Here is an 18,942-nt window from a genome sequence, read left to right on the forward strand (position 1 = left end):
AGGCTCGCTCCCACAAGGGAACCGTGGTTTACCGCGTGGTCAACTGCGCACCGATGTCCTGATCCCTGAGCGTATCGAACAACGCCTGCGCCGCCGCCGACAGTTCATGCCCCGGCTTGGTCAGCACACCGATGGCCCGTTCTATCACTGGATCGCTGAGGGTGATGCAGCGGGCGCCCAGCTCATGCATCTGCCCGACACACAGCGCCGGGACCGCACTCACCCCCAACCCGCTGGCGACCATCCGTCCAACTGTCGCCAACTGATGGCTCTCGAATTCCACCGGCAGTTTCATGCCTCGGTTTTGCAAATGCTCCTCCAGCATCACCCGCACGGTGGAGGGCCTTTGCAGCGTGATAAACGGCTGCTCCAGCAGCGTCTGCCACTGGATCTCACTGCGCTGCGCCAGTGGCGAGTCCAGCGGCACCACCGCGACGAAGCGGTCCAGATACAACGGGGTAAAGGCCAGCGACGAGCTCTGCATCGGCTCGAACGCGACCCCCAGTTCAACGTGCCGATCACGAACCATTTCCAGCACCTGTTCGTTGATCACATCGTTGACCGTGACGTTGACATTCGGATAGCGGGCGCGGAAGGTCCTGAGGATCGGCGGCAGCAGGTTGCCGGCAAAGGACGGCATTGCCGCCAAGGTGACGCGGCCGCGTTGCAAGGTGAAGCGTTGGCGCATTTCATCCTCGGCGTTGTCCCAATCGGCAACCAGGCGCCGGGCCAGGGGCAGCAGCGATTCGCCTTCAGGCGTCAGCGCCACGTTGCGAGTATTGCGACTGAACAGACGCCCGCCCAAGCCTTCTTCCAAGGCCTTGATGGTCAGGCTCAGGGCCGACTGGGACAGGTGCAGCCGCTCGCAGGCCACGGCGAAGCTCAGGCTTTGGGCCACGGCGAGAAAAGCGCGGATTTGCTTGAGGGTCATGGGTCGCTGTGCTCCCGGCGGCAAGCGGTCAGTTTCAAGCCGCAAACGGATATCGGCAATTAGTGAGTTTTATCAATCAATCCAACCTAAAAATCAACTTAACAAATATATGACTTGGCGCAACACTGCGTTTCATTGCGACCCCATCAAGAATAAAAGAGGTGTCTATGGCAGGTTTCGACAAACGTGTGAGTAGCTACGAAGAAGCGCTGGAAGGCTTGCAAGACGGCATGACGGTGATCGCTGGCGGCTTCGGCCTCTGCGGCATCCCCCGGAGAACCTGATCGCCGAGATCAAGCGCAAGGGTATCCGCGACCTCACCGTGGTTTCCAATAACTGCGGCGTCGACGGTTTCGGTCTGGGTGTATTGCTGGAAGATCGGCAGATCCGCAAGGTGGTTGCCTCTTACGTCGGCGAAAACGCTCTTTTCGAAAAGCAGCTGCTGAGCGGCGAAATCGAAGTCGTGCTCACCCCGCAAGGCACCCTCGCCGAAAAAATGCGCGCCGGCGGCGCGGGCATTCCGGCCTTCTTCACCGCCACCGGGGTCGGCACGCCAGTGGCCGAAGGCAAGGAAGTGCGTGAATTCCATGGCCGCCAGTACCTGATGGAAGAATCCATCACCGGCGACTTCGCCATCGTCAAAGGCTGGAAAGCCGACCATTTCGGCAACGTGGTCTATCGCCATACCGCCCAGAATTTCAACCCGTTGGCGGCCACAGCCGGCAAGATCACCGTGGTTGAAGTCGAAGAAATCGTCGAACCGGGCGAGCTGGACCCGACGCAGATCCATACCCCAGGCATCTACGTCGACCGGATCATTTGCGGCACGTTCGAAAAGCGCATCGAACAGCGCACCGTGCGTAAGTGATCCCCTGCCCCCGGCCCGAATGAAGGAATAACAACATGGCACTTTCCCGCGAACAAATGGCTCAACGCGTCGCCCGCGAAATGCAGGACGGCTACTACGTGAACCTGGGCATCGGCATTCCGACCCTGGTCGCCAACTACATCCCCGAAGGCATGGAAGTCATGCTGCAGTCGGAAAACGGCCTGCTCGGCATGGGCGCGTTCCCTACCGAAGCGGAGGTCGATGCCGACATGATCAACGCCGGCAAGCAGACCGTCACCGCACGTATCGGCGCCTCGATCTTCTCTTCGGCAGAATCCTTTGCCATGATCCGTGGCGGGCACATCGACCTGACCGTGCTGGGCGCCTTCGAGGTAGACGTGGAAGGTAACATTGCCTCGTGGATGATCCCTGGCAAGCTGGTCAAGGGCATGGGCGGCGCGATGGACCTGGTGGCCGGTGCCGAGAACATCATCGTCACCATGACTCACGCGTCCAAGGACGGTGAGTCGAAACTGCTGCCCCGGTGCAGCCTGCCGCTGACCGGTGCCGGTTGCATCAAGCGCGTGCTGACCGACCTGGCCTACCTGGAAATCCAGGACGGCGCCTTCATTCTCAAAGAACGTGCCCCAGGCGTCAGCGTCGAGGAAATCGTCGCCAAGACTGCCGGCAAACTGATCGTGCCGGACCACGTGCCTGAAATGCAGTTCGCTGCCCAGTGAGGAGAGATTCGATGCAAGAAGTCGTGATTGTCGCCGCCACCCGTACCGCCATTGGCAGTTTCCAGGGTTCGCTGGCCTCCATTCCCGCACCGCAACTCGGTGCCGCGGTGATTCGTCGGTTGCTGGAACAGACCGGTTTGTCCGGCGAGCAGGTCGATGAAGTGATTCTTGGCCAAGTGCTGACCGCAGGTTCCGGACAAAATCCGGCGCGCCAGGCGTCGATCCTCGCCGGCCTACCCCACGCGGTGCCGGCGCTGACCCTGAACAAGGTCTGCGGCTCGGGGCTCAAGGCCTTGCACCTGGGTGCCCAGGCGATCCGCTGTGGCGATGCCGAGGTGATCATTGCCGGCGGCATGGAAAACATGAGCCTGGCTCCGTACGTACTGCCGGCTGCCCGCACTGGCCTGCGCATGGGCCATGCGCAGATGATCGATAGCATGATTACCGATGGTCTGTGGGATGCGTTCAACGATTACCACATGGGCATCACCGCCGAAAACCTGGTGGACAAGTACGAGATCAGCCGCGAGGAGCAGGACGCCTTTGCCGCCGCTTCCCAGCAGAAGGCCGTGGCGGCGATTGAAGGTGGCCGGTTTGCTGATGAGATCACGCCGATCCTGATTCCCCAGCGCAAAGGCGATCCTGTGGCCTTCGCCACCGACGAACAACCCCGGGCCGGCACCACCGCTGAATCCCTGGGCAAGCTCAAGCCGGCGTTCAAGAAGGACGGCAGCGTTACCGCCGGCAATGCCTCGTCGCTGAACGATGGCGCCGCCGCCGTGCTGCTGATGAGCGCGGAAAAAGCCAAGGCATTGGGCTTGCCGGTACTGGCGAAAATCAGCGCCTATGCCAATGCGGGGGTAGACCCGGCAATCATGGGCATCGGCCCGGTGTCGGCTACCCGCCGCTGCCTGGACAAGGCCGGCTGGTCTTTGGACCAACTGGACCTGATCGAAGCCAACGAAGCCTTCGCCGCCCAGTCACTGGCCGTGGCCAGAGAGCTGAAATGGGACATGGAAAAGGTCAACGTCAATGGCGGCGCCATCGCCCTGGGCCACCCGATCGGTGCTTCGGGTTGCCGAGTGCTGGTGTCGCTGCTCCATGAAATGATCAAGCGCGACGCCAAGAAAGGCCTCGCCACGCTGTGCATCGGCGGCGGTCAAGGCGTGGCCTTGGCGCTGGAACGAGCGTAACCGGCAAAGGGTTCAACAGTGGTTGAGCGGACCCACGAACATCCGCCCATCCACTGGCAACACAACCGGCGCAACCTGGGTTGCGCCGGTTTTTTTTGCCTGCTGGTTTTGAGCATGATCTGCCGGCCTCATCGCGAGCAGGCTCGCTCCCACAGGGATCTCGGGCGGTTGCAAGATTGGCGTCCACCACCGATCCATTGTGGGAGCGAGCCTGCTCGCGATGGCGGTGGGTCAGGCGACGATGAGCCTTCAGGCCCCCGCGCCAAACCGGTCGCGACTGTTGGTCAGGTGCAGCCACATGGCGGCGCGGGCGGCGTCCGGGTCCTGGCGTTTGATGGCATTGAAAATGGCCTCGTGCTCCAAATTAGCCAACTGCGCCAGTTTCCCCAGGTCCGCTTGACCGCGTTCGACCACGTTCACCCGGGTTCGGGGAATCATCGCACTGCCCAGGTGCTGCATGATTTCGACAAAACAGGTGTTGTCCGTGGCTTCAGCGATGAGCAAATGAAAGCGCCGGTCGGCGTCGACGCAACTGTCGTTATTGCTGAGCAACCGCTGGTAATCATCCAGGGCCTGGCGCATCTGCTGCAGTTGGCGTTCATTGCGCCGTAAGGCCGCCAGGGCCGCTGCCTGGGTTTCCAGGCCCAGGCGCAGTTCCAAGATCCCCCGCACACCTGCGGCGGTGTCGACATTGAGCCTCAGGCCCGGCTCACCGGTCTGCTCCAGCACAAAGGTGCCGATGCCGTGGCGAGTTTCCACCAGCCCCGAGGCCTGCAGCTTGGATATCGCCTCGCGCACCACCGTGCGGCTGACACCATGGGCCTGCACAATGGCACCTTCCGACGGCAGTTTTTCCCCCGGTTTCAACTGCCCCAGCAAAATGCTCTGGCTTAGCTTCGCCACCAGGTCATGGGCCAGGTTGTGGGTGCGTTTGCGCGGCGTTGCCTCGATGTCTGGGTGCATGGGCCGTGGGTCCTCGAAACGGAGCAGGCGGGCCGTGAGGTAAAAACTCCACGGCCCTTAGCTTGTATGACAAGTGCAATCATCTCAGTCATCGAACGGTTCCGCCAGCGCTAAACTGATCTTCCCCATGTTTCTTTTCCTTGCTAAAAAATCCAGCAAATAAAGGTATTTCCGAGTTTTTTAAGGCAAACCATCCAAAAAAACCGACCAGCCTCCCTTGTAAGATAAAAAAATCAAGTTATATGATGTCTATCAACATCGCCCTCCTGCGATGCCCCGCATAAAAACAACGAGTGGGAAAAACATGCAGACCCAAGAAGCCACCAAAGCCCCCATCATCACCAGCATGCAGGTCGTGCCGGTGGCCGGTCATGACGGCATGCTGCTGAATCTCAGTGGCGCCCATGGCCCGTTCTTTACCCGCAACATCGTCATTCTCAAAGACAACGCCGGCCACACCGGCGTGGGCGAAGTGCCCGGCGGCGAGCGCATTCGCCAGACCCTCGAAGACGCCCGCTCGCTGGTGGTCGGCAGCCCCATCGGCACCTATCAGAAGATTCTCAACACCGTACGCCAGGCCTTCGCCGACCGGGATGCCGGTGGTCGTGGCTTGCAGACGTTCGACCTGCGCATCACCATCCACGCGGTCACCGGCCTGGAAGCGGCGTTGCTGGACCTGCTGGGCCAGCACCTGGATGTACCGGTAGCCGCCCTGCTCGGCGAAGGCCAGCAGCGTGATGAAGTGAAAATGCTCGGTTATCTGTTTTATGTGGGTGATCGCCAGCAAACTGACCTGCCCTACCGCAGCGAGCCGGACGCCGACAACGACTGGTTCCGCGTACGCCACGAAAAAGCCCTGGACGCCGACGCCGTGGTGCGCCTGGCCGAAGCCGCTCATTCGCGTTACGGCTTCCAGGACTTCAAGCTCAAGGGCGGCGTGCTCAAGGGCGACGAAGAAATCGAAGCCGTCACCGCCCTGGCCGAACGCTTCCCTCAGGCACGTATCACCCTGGACCCGAACGGCGCCTGGTCACTCAAGGAGGCCATCCGCCTCTGCCGGGACCAGCACAAGGTCTTGGCATACGCCGAAGATCCTTGTGGTGCCGAGAACGGTTATTCGGGCCGTGAGGTGATGGCCGAGTTCCGCCGCGCCACCGGTCTTAAAACCGCCACTAACATGATCGCCACCGATTGGCGCGAAATGGGCCATGCCATCACCTTGCAGTCGGTGGACATTCCCCTGGCCGACCCACACTTCTGGACCATGCAAGGTTCCGTTCGAGTGGCGCAGATGTGCAACGAATGGGGCCTGACCTGGGGCTCGCACTCCAACAACCACTTCGACATTTCCCTGGCGATGTTCACCCACGTAGCTGCGGCCGCACCGGGTGACATCACGGCGATCGACACGCACTGGATCTGGCAGGATGGGCAGCGGCTGACCAAGGCTCCGTTGCAGATCCAGGGTGGCTGCGTGCAGGTGCCGAAAAAACCGGGACTGGGGATCGAGCTGGACACCGACCAATTGGCCAAGGCTCATGAACTGTACAAAGGGATGGGGCTTGGCGCACGTAATGATGCGGTCGCAATGCAGTATCTGATTCCGGGCTGGACGTTCAACAACAAGCAGCCGTGCCTGGTGCGCTGAACGAACCTTCTGGCTGAGCACCTATCCAGGTGGGAGCGAGCCTGCTCGCGATGAAGGCGGCACATCCAACATCGCAACCGCATCGCGAGTAGGCTCGCTCCCACAGGGTTAGTGCATGATAGGACCTGCTCCTAACCCTCCGGCCGCAGAATCAACACCGCCAATGGCGGCAAGTTGAGTTCCAGCGAAAGCGCCTGGCCATGGCTGGGCACTTCTTCGGTGAAGGCACCGCCGCTGTTACCGTAGTTGGAACCGGCATAGGTGTCGGCGTCACTGTTGAGCAATTCCACCCAGCGCCCGGCGAACGGCACGCCGATGCGGTATGCCGCGCGCGGCACGGGCGTGAAGTTGGCAACCACCAGCACCGGTCGACCTTCCTTGCTCCAACGCAACCAGGCGTAGACGCTGTTCACCGCATCATCACCAATCAGCCACTGGAACCCCTGAGGCGCGTCGTCCTGATCGTGCAGCGCCGGCTCCTCGCGATAGAGACGGTTCAGGTCGCTCACCAGCTTCTGCACCCCACGGTGCTCCGGGTATTGCAACAGGTACCAGTCCAGCTGCTGGTCGTGGTTCCACTCGCGCCATTGGCCGAACTCGCAGCCCATGAACAGAAGCTTCTTGCCGGGATGGCCCCACATGAAACTCAGATAGGCGCGCAAGTTGGCGAATTTCTGCCAGCGATCGCCCGGCATCTTGTCGATCAGCGAGCGTTTGCCATGCACCACTTCGTCATGGGAAATCGGCAGGACAAAGCGCTCGGACCACGCATACATCAGGCCGAAACTCAGTTCGTTGTGATGGTGAGCGCGGTACACCGGGTCCTGCTGGATGTAATGCAGCGAATCGTGCATCCAGCCCATGTTCCACTTATAGGCGAAACCCAGGCCGCCCTGTTGCGTGCTCTGACTGACGCCGGGCCAGGCGGTGGACTCTTCGGCGATAACCAACGCACCGGGGGTTTCCAGCGCCACCACGTCATTGAGGTGCCGCAGGAAGTCGATGGCTTCCAGGTTCTCCCGTCCACCGTGGCGATTGGGCACCCATTCGCCGGCCTTGCGTGAATAGTCGCGATACAACATCGAGGCGACGGCATCCACACGCAGGCCGTCGATGTGGAAGTGCTTCAGCCAATGCAGCGCCGAAGCGAGCATGAAACCATGGACTTCGGTGCGTCCCAGGTTGTAGATCAGGGTGTCCCAATCCTGGTGAAAGCCTTCCAGCGGGTTGCCGTATTCGTACAGCGCGGTGCCGTCGAACTGGGCCAGACCGTGGGTATCGGTGGGGAAATGCGCCGGCACCCAATCGAGAATCACGCCGATGTCGGCCTGGTGACAGGCATTGACGAACGCCGCGAAATCGTCCGGCGAGCCGAAACGCGCCGTCGGGGCAAACTGTGAAAGCGGCTGGTAACCCCAGGACCCCCCGAACGGATGCTCCATGATCGGCATCAGCTCGATGTGGGTGAACCCCAGGTCCTTGACGTACGGAATCAGCCGTTCGGCCATTTCGTGCCAGGTGTATTGCCGGGCAACTTCTCCCGCCTCGTCGATTTCGCACTGCCAGGAGCCGGCGTGCAATTCGTAGATCGACAGCGGTGCGCCAGGCAACTGCCGCTCGCGACGATCTTGCATCCATTGCCCATCCTGCCACTCGATTTTCAGCGGCGCGGCGACCTTGGAAGCGGTATCCGGCGGCATTTGAGTGGCCAGCGCCACCGGGTCAGCCTTGAGCGGCAAAATGCCGTGGGCGCCGAGGATTTCATATTTGTAACCCTCGCCCGCGCCAAGCCGCGGGATGAACAACTCCCATACCCCGGACGGATAACGGATGCGCATTGGATGCCGGCGCCCGTCCCAGACGTTGAAATCGCCCACCACCGAGACTCGTCGCGCATTCGGTGCCCATACGGCAAAGCGCACGCCGTCGACGCCATCGACAGTGGTCAACTGCGCCCCCAGACAGGAACTAAGGTCGCGATGATTGCCTTCGGCAAACAGATATAGGTCCATTTCCCCCAGCAGTGGCCCGAAGCTGTAGGGGTCTTCGGCCACCTGCTCACCGCCGGCCCAGCGGGTGCGCAATAGGTAGGGTTGGGCGCGGTCGAAATGGCCGACAAACAGCCCCGGGGTTTCGCTGAGCTGCAAATCGCCCAGGACTTCGTCGCCTTCGCGGGCCAACACTTGCACGCTCAAGGCGCCGGGCAGATACGCCCGGATGAACTGTCCGCCGGCACCATCGCCGTGAGGGCCAAGGATGGAAAACGGGTCCTGATGTTCTGCGCGCACCAGCGCGTCGATGTCATGGGGGGACGGCAGCAACGACTCTTTGGCCTGCCCCTGTGGTTCTTTGTTCGAGACACTCATGATTCTCTCCACTAAATCGGTCCGGCTATGTCGGAAAAGGGTTTCAGCCCGCTCAATAACCCGTACAGACCGTGCAATGGCACGGGCAGCCAGGCGGGGCGATTCTCGGCTTCATAGGCCACTTCATAGGCCGCCTTCTCCAGGCCGAACAACGCCAGTGCGGCGTCTTCGCCTTCAGCATCCTTCCACTCATGGGCAAGACTAGCTGCCGCCAGCCGATATGCCTCAACAAATGCCTGACGGGCCTCTTTCAAATAACGATCAGCCACCCGTTGCCGCGCCGCGTCGGCGTCGGCGGTGCTGTCGACGGTGTTCAGGTGGATCGCCATGGCGGCTGCGTAATCGAAGGAGCGCAGCACGCCGCTGACGTCCTTGTACGGGCTGTGCTTGCCGCGGCGCTCATGCAGTGGTCGTGCCGGCTCGCCCTCGAAGTCGATCAGGTAGGCGTCGCCCTTGATCACCAGTACCTGCCCCAGGTGCAGGTCGCCGTGGACGCGGATGCGCAAGCCACCGACAGCCTTGCCGGCCAGTTCCTGGATGTGCGCCAGAACGGTCTTCTTGTGTTCCAGCAAGCGGGCGACCAAGGCCTGGTCCGCCGGGTTCAATTGGCCCTGGTTCTGCTTGAGCAGGCGCAAGGCGTTCTCAACCTGCGCGGCCACATCCTTGCCGATGGCCTGGGCCTCCTTGGCGTTGGTGGCCTGGGGCGCGAAGTCCGGGTTATCGGTGGCCTGAGCCAGTACCTCGTGCATTTCCCCCAGGCGCTGGCCGAGCATGCCGGCGAAGTCCTTGAGTTCGCCCAAGGCGTTGTAGTGCTGTTCCTGCTCGGACACGGCATCGGCCAGCTCATCACGCAGGGCGCGTTCGAGGTTGTTCTGGGTCCATTCCCAGGCGTCGCCCTGATTGCTCAGGTAGCCTTGGGCGATCATCAGCAGCGCATCTTCGCCCTCGGTGTCACGGCGAATCACCGAACCGAGCAGCGGCGAAATATTGCTGAAACCTGCGGCTGTCAGGTAGGCACTCATTTCCAGCTCCGGGTGTACGCCCGACGCCACTTTGCGGATCAGTTTGAGCACCAGACTGCCGCCCACCACCACCGAACTGTTGGACTGCTCGGCGGACAGGTAACGCACCTCCGGCTCGTCTCCCAAGTTCAATGGGGCCAGGCCTTCGGTGGGTTCAAACCGCAGCTCGCCTTCGCTGCAAGGCAGCACCGTATTGGCCTGCATACTTTGCAGAACCGCCCGCACGAAACTTTCCAGGCTGAACGCATCGGTGATCAAACCGACCTGACGAACCCGGCGAACCCGAGACAGTGCCAATTGCTGCGGCAACGCCGCGCCCACCTGGTCTTCGGCCAGCAGACCGAAGGGCAGTTGGTAACGCAGTGTCTGGCCAGCGCTAGTGACGTCGATTTCGCTGAGCAGCACCGGGTGCTGCGGATCGCCGAAACGCACGCCATAGACAATATTGACCTTCTCGATCGCGCTGTCTTTGCCGGCAAACCAGCGACGGTTCTGCAGCCAGCTCGGCAGGATGGTTTGCTCCAGCGTGGTGCGCGACGGTGCTTCAAGCAGTTCTTCCAGGCGTTTCTTCAGCACCAGGGTGGTGAAGTCCGGCAAGCTCTGGGCCGGCTCCACATGCCAGCTCGGCATCTGGTTTTCTGTTGCCAGGGCAAACCAGTAGAACCCATACGGCGGCAGGGTCAGCAGGAAATTCAGCTGGCCGATGGGCGGGAAGGCATTGCCCCCCAGCATTTCCACCGGGACCATCCCGGCATAGGCCGACAGGTCCAGTTCGGCGGCCTGGGCGCTACGAGACACGTTGGCCACGCACAGGATGATTTCGTGCTTGCCATCGGGGCCGGTGTATTCGCGGGTATAAGCCAGGATCCGGCGGTTGCTTGGCGAGAGCATCTTCAGCGTGCCACGACCAAAGGCCTTGGACTGCTTGCGCACCGCCAGCATCCGCCGGGTCCAGTTCAGCAATGAATGAGGATCGCCGGCCTGGGTCTCGACGTTGACCGACTGGTAACCGTATTGCGGGTCCATGATCGGCGGCAGTACCAGGCTGGCCGGGTCGGCGCGGGAGAAACCACCGTTGCGGTCGATCGACCACTGCATCGGCGTGCGCACGCCGTCGCGGTCGCCCAGGTAGATGTTGTCGCCCATGCCGATTTCATCGCCGTAGTACAAGGTCGGCGTGCCGGGCATCGACAGCAGCAGGCTGTTGAGCAACTCGACACGGCGGCGGTCGCGCTCCATCAGCGGCGCCAGACGTCGGCGGATCCCCAGGTTAATCCGCGCCCGACGGTCGGCCGCGTAGTAATTCCACAGGTAGTCGCGCTCCTTGTCGGTGACCATCTCCAGGGTCAACTCATCGTGGTTGCGCAGGAAAATCGCCCATTGGCAATTGGCCGGAATTTCCGGGGTCTGCCGCAGAATGTCGGTGATGGGGAAGCGGTCTTCCTGGGCCAGCGCCATGTACATGCGCGGCATCAGCGGGAAGTGGAATGCCATGTGGCATTCGTCACCGTTCAAACCCTGGGCGTCGACATCGCCGAAGTACAGCTGGGTGTCTTCCGGCCACTGGTTGGCCTCGGCCAACAGCATACGGTCGGGGTAATTGGCATCGATCTCGGCACGGATCTGCTTGAGGACGTCGTGGGTCTCGGGCAGGTTCTCGTTGTTGGTGCCGTCGCGCTCGATCAGGTACGGGATCGCGTCCAGGCGCAGGCCGTCGATGCCCATGTCCAGCCAGTAGCGCATCACCGACAGTACGGCTTTGATCACTTGGGGGTTATCGAAGTTGAGGTCCGGCTGGTGGGAATAGAAACGGTGCCAGAAGTATTGGCCGGCTACCGGATCCCAAGTCCAGTTGGATTTCTCGGTGTCGAGGAAAATGATCCGCGTGCCATCGTACTTGTGGTCGTCGTCGGACCAGACGTAGAAATCCCGCGCCTTCGAACCCGGCTTGGCTTTGCGCGCGCGCTGGAACCATGGATGCTGGTCGGAGGTGTGGTTGATGACCAGCTCGGTGATCACCCGCAGATTACGCTTGTGGGCTTCGGCGATGAAACGCCGCGCATCTGCCATGGTGCCGTAGTCGGGACTGACACCTCGGTACTCGGCGATGTCGTAGCCATCATCGCGCCTGGGCGAAGGATAGAACGGCAGCAGCCAGATCGTGTTGACGCCCAGATCGGCGATGTAGTCGAGCTTTTCGATCAATCCGGGAAAGTCACCGATCCCGTCGTTATTGGAATCGAAATAGGATTTGACGTGGACCTGATAAATCACCGCGTCCTTGTACCAGAGCGGGTCTTTGATAAAGGTGGCAGACCGGGGTTTCTTCGCCATTTGCAACTCCTGAGAAATTCTGTAAAGCCGCTGAAACAGGCTTGTAAGGTCTTTTTGTGTCGTGGGGCCTTTTGTGGCGAGGGGATTTATCCTCACTTTGTGAGAGCAAAGCTTGCTCGCGATACAGGCGCCTCGATTCCCCTGAAGAGCGCGTCAACTTCATCGCGGGCAAGCCTTGCTCCCACAGCCTTACGCCACGCTGATCCGCCATATCCCGAACGGTTGGTAGGCCGGGTCGATACGCATGAACTGGTACTTGCCATACCACGTCCAACGATGCCCGCTCATCAAATCCTCGCCCTGGGTCTGGGCATCGTCCGGCAGCCCCATCTCCCACAGCGGCAACTCGAAATTGGCTTCCTGCGGGGTATGCGGGTCGAGACTCACTGCCACCAGAATGAAATTGCTGCCATCGGCGGTGCGTTTGCCGAAGTACAGGATGTTGTCGTTCCAGGCGTTGTAGATCGTCAGGCCCAAGTGCGTATGCAGCGCCGGGTTTTGCCGGCGGATGCGATTGAGCTGGGCGATTTCGGCAATGATGTTGCCCGGCGCGGTGAAGTCCCGGGGGCGGATCTCATACTTCTCCGAGTCGAGGTATTCCTCCTTGCCCGGCACTGGCGCCGATTCGCACAATTCAAACCCCGAGTACATGCCCCACAGGCCCGAGCCCATGGTCGCCAGGGCCGCGCGGATCAGAAACCCGGCGCGCCCCGACTCATGGAGAAACGCCGGGTTGATGTCCGGCGTGTTGACGAAAAAGTTCGGCCGGTAGCACTCGCGTAACGGAGATTCGTTGAGCTCGGTGAAATACGTCGCCAGTTCGGTCTTGGTATTGCGCCAGGTGAAATAGGTGTAGCTCTGGGAATAACCGACCTTGCCCAGGCGCGCCATCATGGCCGGCGTGGTGAAGGCTTCGGCGAGGAACATCACTTCAGGGTGCTGGGCCCGCACATCGGCAATCAACCACTGCCAGAACGGCAACGGCTTGGTGTGGGGATTGTCGACACGGAAGATCTTCACGCCTTCATTGACCCACCCCACCACCACGTCCCGCAGCTCCAGCCACAGGCTGGGAATCGCATCCGCGGCGTAGAAATCGACGTTGACGATGTCCTGGTATTTCTTCGGCGGGTTTTCCGCATATTTGATCGTGCCGTCCGGCCGCCAGCTGAACCAGCCCGGATGCTGCTTGAGCCACGGGTGGTCCTGGGAACACTGGATAGCAAAGTCCAGGGCAATCTCCAGGCCATGGTCGGCCGCCGCGGCCACCAGACGCCGAAAATCCTCGCGCGAGCCCAACTGCGGGTGAATCGCTTCGTGACCGCCCTCCTCGCTCCCGATGGCATAAGGGCTGCCCGGATCGTCGGGGCCGGCGGTGAGGGAGTTGTTCGGGCCCTTGCGAAAACTGCGACCAATAGGGTGGATCGGCGGGAAGTACAGCACATCGAACCCCATGTCCTGGATCACCGCCAGACGCGAATGCACGTCATTGAAGGTGCCATGACGCTTGGGATCATCGGTGATCGAGCGGGGAAAAAGCTCGTACCAACTGGCGAACTCGGCCAACTTGCGTTCGACGTCCAGAGGGTATTGCGGGCTGATACTCAAATAGGGGCGATGATCGGCCTGGGACATGAGACCGGCACTGCGGGGTGCCAGGAACAATGCCACCTGCTCGGCTGGCAACAGGCCGGAAAGCTCATGGTGCAACGCGGTCAATTGCTCCCTCAGCTCACCTTCGCTGCGCTCGGCCGCCATCTGCACCTGATTGCGTCCTTCCTGCAATTCCAGGCTGATGGGCACGCCGGCCGCGAATTTTTTCTCCAGCTCGTAGCGGAAACTGGCGAACTGGTCGATCCAGGCCTCGATGCGGAACACATAGAAGCCCTGCTCGGGCACATTGAACTGGCCTAGCCAGCCGTTATTGCCCAGCTCGGTCATGACCGCGTTGTTCCAGGACTCATCCTTCAGCTCCCGCCAAAGGATATGCACGGCCAATTTGTCATGACCGTCGGCGAAGACTTTGCTGGTCACCGTCACGTCCTGCCCGGCCACGGCCTTGGCGGCGAATTGCCCGCCTTCGATGACCGGCATGGTGCTTTCAATGGCAATACGCGGCAGTAACAGGGCCTGGGACAATGGCAAATGCGGGTTGTACGACAGGTCAGTCGGGTGTTGTTCAGCAGTCATCGAGCATCGCTCCTTTTACGCCCCATGGACGTTGTGGCGGTAAAGGCCCAGTAGTCCTTGAAAGGATGGATCCCTGAAAAAACTCACTTAAACTCCGAACCGAACCGACGGTTAAAAGTTCAGAGTGATTTGCCCCGATGGCAGCGGGATCAAACCAGGCGCAGGGTGGTCAACAAGGTTAAGCACGACTCAAGCCATGTGCGTCACGGAGACCCGTCCTGATGAATATTCCCATCCCGGCTGAAACACCCGACCCCAACATTGACGACCCCACCCTGCCGCCACCCGGCCCCGAGCCGGAACCGATCCCGGAAAAAGACCCGCCGCTTGATCCCCAGCCTCCTCTGGGCGACCCGCCGAGCGAGGCGCCGCCGGAGCGGGTTTGAACCAACAGCCTAGTGGATAACAAAAAACCTGTGGGAGCGGGCTTGCTCGCTCCACACAGGATTATGTGTTCTGGCTGGAGATCGCAGTCACGGCTTTTCCTCCTTCTCCAGCGCCCGGACAATCAGCGGCATTACGCTGAAGATCGCCAGCGCCAATACCGTACTGAGCACTGCCGTGGACTCGCGCCCCAGCCCGGCGGCGACGCCGATGGCGGCGGTCATCCACAGGCCGGCGGCGGTGGTCAGGCCTTTTACATGGCTTTCGTCACTATCGTTGCCCTTGAGGATAGTGCCCGCGCCCAGGAAACCGATGCCGGCGATAACACCCTGCACCACACGGCTCATGGCGTCAGCCTCGGAGCCGGACATCTGCGGCACCAGCACAAACAGCGCCGCCCCCAAGGCCACCAGCATATGGGTCCGGACCCCGGCGGCCTTGCCCTTGTGTTCACGCTCAAAACCCAGGATGCCGCCCAACAACGCAGCCATCAGCAGGCGTACGGTTACCCGCGTCATCTGCTGCGCATCGGTGATATCGGCGAATTCCGATTGCAGGGTTATCCAGACTTCATGCCACCAGGCGTCCATGAACGGTCCTCTTTCCAGTCGATAAACGATGGACCGCAAGCCAGGCCAGAGGTGCGCTCGACCGCTGATCAGACGCAACGAACCGCGGCTGCGGGCCGACGCCTAACGTTCAGGACATCCAGAAGGAAACCTAACCATGAGTTTCAATATCGATAGCAACCAAATCTGCACCTTCGACACCGAAGAGTTCAACGAACAGCGGCCCGCCAACGAGTTGACCGTTATCACTGATGCGGAAAAAGCCATGTCGGCGGTGGATCTCAACGGCGGCCGGGTGTACATCACCGAGGCGCAAGCCGATGCCCTGACCGTGGCCGGGGCGGTCGATGGGCGTAAGAACCTCAAGGCGACTGATAGCGATTCGGTGATCTGAATCCCTTTGTCCCTTTGATTGAAGAGAAAATCGTCCTCTGTGCAGAGAGGCTGCGTGGGAGCAAGCCTTGCTCCCACTGCGGTCTTCGCCAACGAGATCTGTTCGCCTGATCTGGATGCATCAAAGTGTCGCAGGGCCAGGGCCTCACGGCATCTGATCCGGTTTTTATCGTGATACCTGAGTCTGTTATGAAAACAGTTCGATGGTCATAGTGCGCCGGCCAGTTACAGGCTGAGGAGCGACCGACCATGAGCGAAAGAATCCCCGTCCAGTTGATACAGCACTTCGAACCCGCGCCGACGAAGATAAAGGCCCGGACCACCGATAACCTGATCCACACCCGCAGCTTCACCGGCTTGTTCCGCACCTTGCGCATCAGCGGTGCAGGGCTTCTGTTTCTGCTGTTTTTCGGCACTGTATGGCTGAACTGGGGCGACCGCCAAGCGGTGCTCTGGGACCTCGCCGAAAGCAAATTCCACATTTTTGGCGCGACCTTCTGGCCCCAGGATTTCATCCTGCTGTCGGCACTGCTGATCATCGCCGCTTTCGGCCTGTTCGCGATCACCGTATTTGCCGGTCGGGTGTGGTGCGGCTACACCTGCCCGCAGAGTTCCTGGACCTGGATTTTCATGTGGTGCGAGAAAATCACCGAAGGCGAACGGCACCAGCGGATCAAGCTGCAGGCGGCGCCCTGGACCTTGAACAAGCTGCTGCGTCGCTCAGCCAAACATACGTTGTGGCTGGCAATCAGCCTGCTCACCGGCTTGACCTTCGTCGGTTATTTCACGCCGATCCGCCCACTGGCCGAAGAACTTCTGACCCTGCAAATGGCCGGTGTCAGTCTGTTCTGGGTGCTGTTCTTTACCGGCGCCACCTACCTCAACGCCGGCTGGCTGCGTGAAGCGGTGTGCATGCACATGTGCCCCTATGCACGGTTTCAGAGCGTGATGTTCGATAAAGACACCCTGACCATTTCCTATGACACCGCACGTGGCGAAATCCGGGGGCCCGCGCAAGCGCGAAGTGAACCCGGCCAATGTGGGTTTGGGCGATTGCATCGATTGCCAGATGTGCGTGCAGGTCTGCCCCACCGGCATCGACATTCGCGACGGCCTGCAAATGGAGTGCATCGGGTGCGCCGCCTGCATCGATGCCTGCGATTCGATCATGGACAAGATGGGTTATGCCCGTGGCCTGATCAAGTACACCTCTGAACATCAGTTGCAAGGTGGCAGGACTCGCCTGCTGCGACCGCGGTTGATTGGCTATACCGCCGTGCTGCTGGTGATGATCGGGGCCTTGGCCGTGGCGCTGGCAGAACGCCCCATGGTGTCGCTGGACGTGACCAAGGACCGTGGGCTGTTCCGCGAAAACAGTCTGGGCCAGATCGAGAACATCTACAGCCTGAAAATCATCAACAAGACCCAGCAGCGCCAGGATTATCAGCTGTCCTTGGCGGACGCCGAAGGTTTTGTCCTGCAGGGCAAAACGCAACTGAGCCTGGCGCCGGGGGAAATCCTCGACGTACCGGTGTCGGTGGCAATGCTCAGCGAACGGCCCCGTAGCGGCTCCCGGGAAATGGTCTTCAAGGTGGCCGACAGTGACGAGCCTGGGACTTTCAGTGAGGCCACGAGCCGCTTTGTGGCGCCGATAAATCGTTGAGGCTTAAGATGCCGAACCTTTGTGGGAGCGAGCCTGCTCGCGATGGCGGACGGTCAAACAATATCAACATTGAATGTACCGGCCCCATCGCGAGCAGGCTCGCTCCCACAGGTAACTGCGCAAGCCGTGCGTTACCCCCTGAATTGTTCAAGAGCGGGCCCGCTATGAAACGCTACGAGAAATTCGCCGACGACATCGCTGAGCTGATCCGCTCCGGCGTGCTGGGCCCAGGGCAGCGTGTGCCATCGGTGCGTTATGCCAGCCAGACCTACGGCGTCAGCCCGTCCACGGTGTTCCAGGCCTACTACCTGCTGGAGCGTCGTGGCCTGATCCGGGCTCGTCCGCGCTCCGGCTACTTCGTCAACGCCCATGCACCGAATCCGTTCGCCGAGCCGGTGATCAGCACCCAGGTGCACGACAGCACCGAAGTCGACGTCAGCGAGCTGGTGTTTTCGGTGCTGGACTCGATCAAGGATCCAGCCACCGTACCGTTCGGCTCGGCGTTCCCCAGCCCGACCCTGTTTCCCCTGCAACGACTGTCCCGCTCGCTGTCCAGCGCAACGCGGGATATGGACCCCCGAATGGTGGTCACGGACATGTCACCGGGCAATCCGCAATTGCGCCGACAGATCGCCCTGCGCTACATGGTCGGCGGGCTGATGCTGCCCATGGAAGAACTGCTGGTCACCAATGGCGCCCTGGAAGCCTTGAACCTGTGCCTGCAAGCCGTCACCGAGCCCGGCGACCTGGTGGCCATCGAGGCGCCAGCGTTCTACGCCAGCCTGCAAGTGCTGGAGCGGCTCAAGCTCAAGGCAGTGGAAATTCCGGTGCACCCACGCGACGGCATCGATCTGGATGTATTGGAGCAGACGCTGGAGCGCCACCCGATCAAAGCATGCTGGTGCATGACCAGTTTCCAGAACCCCATGGGCGCGACCATGCCCGAGGAAAGAAAACAGGCGTTGGTGGAGTTGCTACGCCGTCATCAGGTGCCGCTGATCGAGGACGACGTGTATGCAGAACTCTATTACGGCCAGCAGGCACCCAAGCCGGCCAAGGCGTTCGACACCGAAGGGCTGGTGATGCATTGCGGTTCGTTCGCCAAGAGCCTGGCGCCGGGCTATCGCATCGGCTGGGTCGCCGCCGGGCGTTACGCACAGAAGATCGAACGGCTCAAACTCATGACGTCACTGTGCGCCTCGATGCCGGCCCAGGCGGCCATCGCCGATTACCTGCAACACGGTGGTTATGATCGTCATCTGCGCAAACTGCGCTACGCCCTGGAAGAACAGCAAAGCGCCATGCTCGCCGCCATCGCCCGCTACTTCCCCGCACAGACCCGCGTCAGCCAGCCGGCGGGTGGGTATTTCCTGTGGCTGGAACTGCCGGAGCAGATGGACTCGCTGAAACTGTTCCAGATGGCCTTGGCCCAAGGCATCAGCATCGCTCCTGGGCCGATCTTTTCACCGACCCGGCGTTTCGGCAATTGCATCCGTTTGAACTACGGCAGCCCGTGGACCGAAGTGTCAGAGAAGGCCATGGAGACGTTGGGGCGGATTATTCGGTCGTTTTGATATGGGGTTGTCTGTTATTGCCCCATCGCGAGCAGGCTCGCTCCCACAGTGGGTTTGCGGCGAGACGAATCTCTCAGCTACTCAGCAGATCTCATGTGGGAGCGAGCCTGCTCGCGATGGCGGCAGAACAGACAACTGATATT

General features: G+C 61.0%; 12 protein-coding genes and 2 pseudogenes. 8 read left to right on the plus strand and 6 right to left on the minus strand.

Features of this window, described 5'->3' with window-relative positions; all coding sequences use genetic code 11:
• Positions 1-28 precede the first annotated feature (28 nt).
• Complete coding sequence (locus PSH91_RS16895; RefSeq protein ID WP_281460025.1) at positions 29-931, minus strand: LysR family transcriptional regulator; 903 nt, start codon at positions 929-931, stop codon at positions 29-31.
• Positions 932-1,098: 167 nt separating this feature from the next.
• On the opposite strand from PSH91_RS16895, the pseudogene PSH91_RS16900 reads away from it, so the two are divergent.
• From PSH91_RS16900 to PSH91_RS16910, 3 genes and pseudogenes are all read left to right on the plus strand, one after another.
• A pseudogene (locus PSH91_RS16900) lies at positions 1,099-1,799 on the plus strand (CoA transferase subunit A).
• 35 nt (positions 1,800-1,834) lie between these two features.
• Entirely contained in the window at positions 1,835-2,500 is a 666-nt protein-coding gene (locus PSH91_RS16905) for a CoA transferase subunit B (RefSeq protein ID WP_003180355.1), read from the plus strand.
• 11 nt (positions 2,501-2,511) lie between these two features.
• On the plus strand, positions 2,512-3,693 hold the full coding sequence (locus tag PSH91_RS16910) for an acetyl-CoA C-acetyltransferase (RefSeq protein WP_047227778.1): 1,182 nt from the start codon (positions 2,512-2,514) through the stop codon (positions 3,691-3,693).
• A gap of 249 nt (positions 3,694-3,942) precedes the next feature.
• Here the strand turns inward: PSH91_RS16910 and PSH91_RS16915 are convergent, their stop codons facing one another.
• A complete protein-coding gene (locus tag PSH91_RS16915) occupies positions 3,943-4,656 on the minus strand; it encodes a FadR/GntR family transcriptional regulator (RefSeq protein ID WP_047227777.1) in 714 nt (237 codons plus the stop codon).
• Positions 4,657-4,960: 304 nt separating this feature from the next.
• Between PSH91_RS16915 and gudD the strand changes: the two genes are divergently transcribed.
• Entirely contained in the window at positions 4,961-6,304 is a 1,344-nt protein-coding gene (gene gudD / locus PSH91_RS16920) for a glucarate dehydratase (RefSeq protein ID WP_139049631.1), read from the plus strand.
• A gap of 131 nt (positions 6,305-6,435) precedes the next feature.
• Here gudD and glgB read toward each other — a convergent pair whose 3' ends face one another.
• From glgB to PSH91_RS16935, 3 genes are all read right to left on the minus strand, one after another.
• Positions 6,436-8,670 carry a 1,4-alpha-glucan branching protein GlgB gene (glgB, locus tag PSH91_RS16925; RefSeq protein WP_047227775.1) on the minus strand — a complete coding sequence of 745 codons (2,235 nt, stop codon included), beginning with the start codon at positions 8,668-8,670 and terminating at the stop codon, positions 6,436-6,438.
• Between the two features lie 11 nt (positions 8,671-8,681).
• Positions 8,682-12,026: a maltose alpha-D-glucosyltransferase gene (gene treS, locus PSH91_RS16930; protein WP_076384012.1), complete on the minus strand. Its 3,345-nt coding sequence runs from the start codon at positions 12,024-12,026 to the stop codon at positions 8,682-8,684.
• 189 nt (positions 12,027-12,215) lie between these two features.
• Positions 12,216-14,216, minus strand: a complete 2,001-nt coding sequence (locus tag PSH91_RS16935) for an alpha-1,4-glucan--maltose-1-phosphate maltosyltransferase (RefSeq protein WP_305466264.1) — start codon at positions 14,214-14,216, stop codon at positions 12,216-12,218.
• Positions 14,217-14,437: 221 nt separating this feature from the next.
• On the opposite strand from PSH91_RS16935, the gene PSH91_RS16940 reads away from it, so the two are divergent.
• Positions 14,438-14,602 (plus strand): hypothetical protein, encoded by a 165-nt coding sequence (locus PSH91_RS16940; RefSeq protein ID WP_171061344.1) that lies wholly within the window; start codon positions 14,438-14,440, stop codon positions 14,600-14,602.
• An 87-nt stretch (positions 14,603-14,689) separates the two neighbouring features.
• Here PSH91_RS16940 and PSH91_RS16945 read toward each other — a convergent pair whose 3' ends face one another.
• The gene (locus PSH91_RS16945; protein ID WP_076384010.1) at positions 14,690-15,190 is read right to left on the minus strand and encodes an MgtC/SapB family protein; all 501 of its coding nucleotides are present in this window, start codon (positions 15,188-15,190) and stop codon (positions 14,690-14,692) included.
• 136 nt (positions 15,191-15,326) lie between these two features.
• Between PSH91_RS16945 and PSH91_RS16950 the strand changes: the two genes are divergently transcribed.
• The 3 genes and pseudogenes from PSH91_RS16950 (at position 15,327) to mapR (ending at position 18,799) form a co-directional block, all read left to right on the plus strand.
• Positions 15,327-15,563, plus strand: a complete 237-nt coding sequence (locus PSH91_RS16950; RefSeq protein WP_076384009.1) for a DUF3203 family protein — start codon at positions 15,327-15,329, stop codon at positions 15,561-15,563.
• Positions 15,564-15,811: 248 nt separating this feature from the next.
• Positions 15,812-17,225, plus strand: a pseudogene (ccoG, locus tag PSH91_RS16955) (cytochrome c oxidase accessory protein CcoG).
• 164 nt (positions 17,226-17,389) lie between these two features.
• Positions 17,390-18,799, plus strand: a complete 1,410-nt coding sequence (gene mapR / locus PSH91_RS16960; protein ID WP_076384008.1) for a GntR family transcriptional regulator MpaR — start codon at positions 17,390-17,392, stop codon at positions 18,797-18,799.
• Positions 18,800-18,942: the final 143 nt, after the last annotated feature.

Origin of the sequence: Pseudomonas sp. FP1154 (assembly GCF_030687245.1) — a bacterium.
GTDB classification, from domain to species: domain Bacteria; phylum Pseudomonadota; class Gammaproteobacteria; order Pseudomonadales; family Pseudomonadaceae; genus Aquipseudomonas; species Aquipseudomonas rhizophila.

What these genes read in the sequence shown, in the direction of transcription:
- PSH91_RS16940 (WP_171061344.1), top strand. Translation starts at nt 14,438, where the DNA reads ATGAATATTCCCATCCCGGCTGAAACACCCGACCCCAACATTGACGAC.
- gudD (WP_139049631.1), top strand. Translation starts at nt 4,961, where the DNA reads ATGCAGACCCAAGAAGCCACCAAAGCCCCCATCATCACCAGCATGCAG.
- PSH91_RS16910 (WP_047227778.1), top strand. Translation starts at nt 2,512, where the DNA reads ATGCAAGAAGTCGTGATTGTCGCCGCCACCCGTACCGCCATTGGCAGT.
- PSH91_RS16905 (WP_003180355.1), top strand. Translation starts at nt 1,835, where the DNA reads ATGGCACTTTCCCGCGAACAAATGGCTCAACGCGTCGCCCGCGAAATG.
- mapR (WP_076384008.1), top strand. Translation starts at nt 17,390, where the DNA reads ATGAAACGCTACGAGAAATTCGCCGACGACATCGCTGAGCTGATCCGC.
- PSH91_RS16895 (WP_281460025.1), bottom strand. Translation starts at nt 931, where the DNA reads ATGACCCTCAAGCAAATCCGCGCTTTTCTCGCCGTGGCCCAAAGCCTG.
- PSH91_RS16950 (WP_076384009.1), top strand. Translation starts at nt 15,327, where the DNA reads ATGAGTTTCAATATCGATAGCAACCAAATCTGCACCTTCGACACCGAA.
- PSH91_RS16915 (WP_047227777.1), bottom strand. Translation starts at nt 4,656, where the DNA reads ATGCACCCAGACATCGAGGCAACGCCGCGCAAACGCACCCACAACCTG.
- treS (WP_076384012.1), bottom strand. Translation starts at nt 12,026, where the DNA reads ATGGCGAAGAAACCCCGGTCTGCCACCTTTATCAAAGACCCGCTCTGG.
- glgB (WP_047227775.1), bottom strand. Translation starts at nt 8,670, where the DNA reads ATGAGTGTCTCGAACAAAGAACCACAGGGGCAGGCCAAAGAGTCGTTG.
- PSH91_RS16935 (WP_305466264.1), bottom strand. Translation starts at nt 14,216, where the DNA reads ATGACTGCTGAACAACACCCGACTGACCTGTCGTACAACCCGCATTTG.
- PSH91_RS16945 (WP_076384010.1), bottom strand. Translation starts at nt 15,190, where the DNA reads ATGGACGCCTGGTGGCATGAAGTCTGGATAACCCTGCAATCGGAATTC.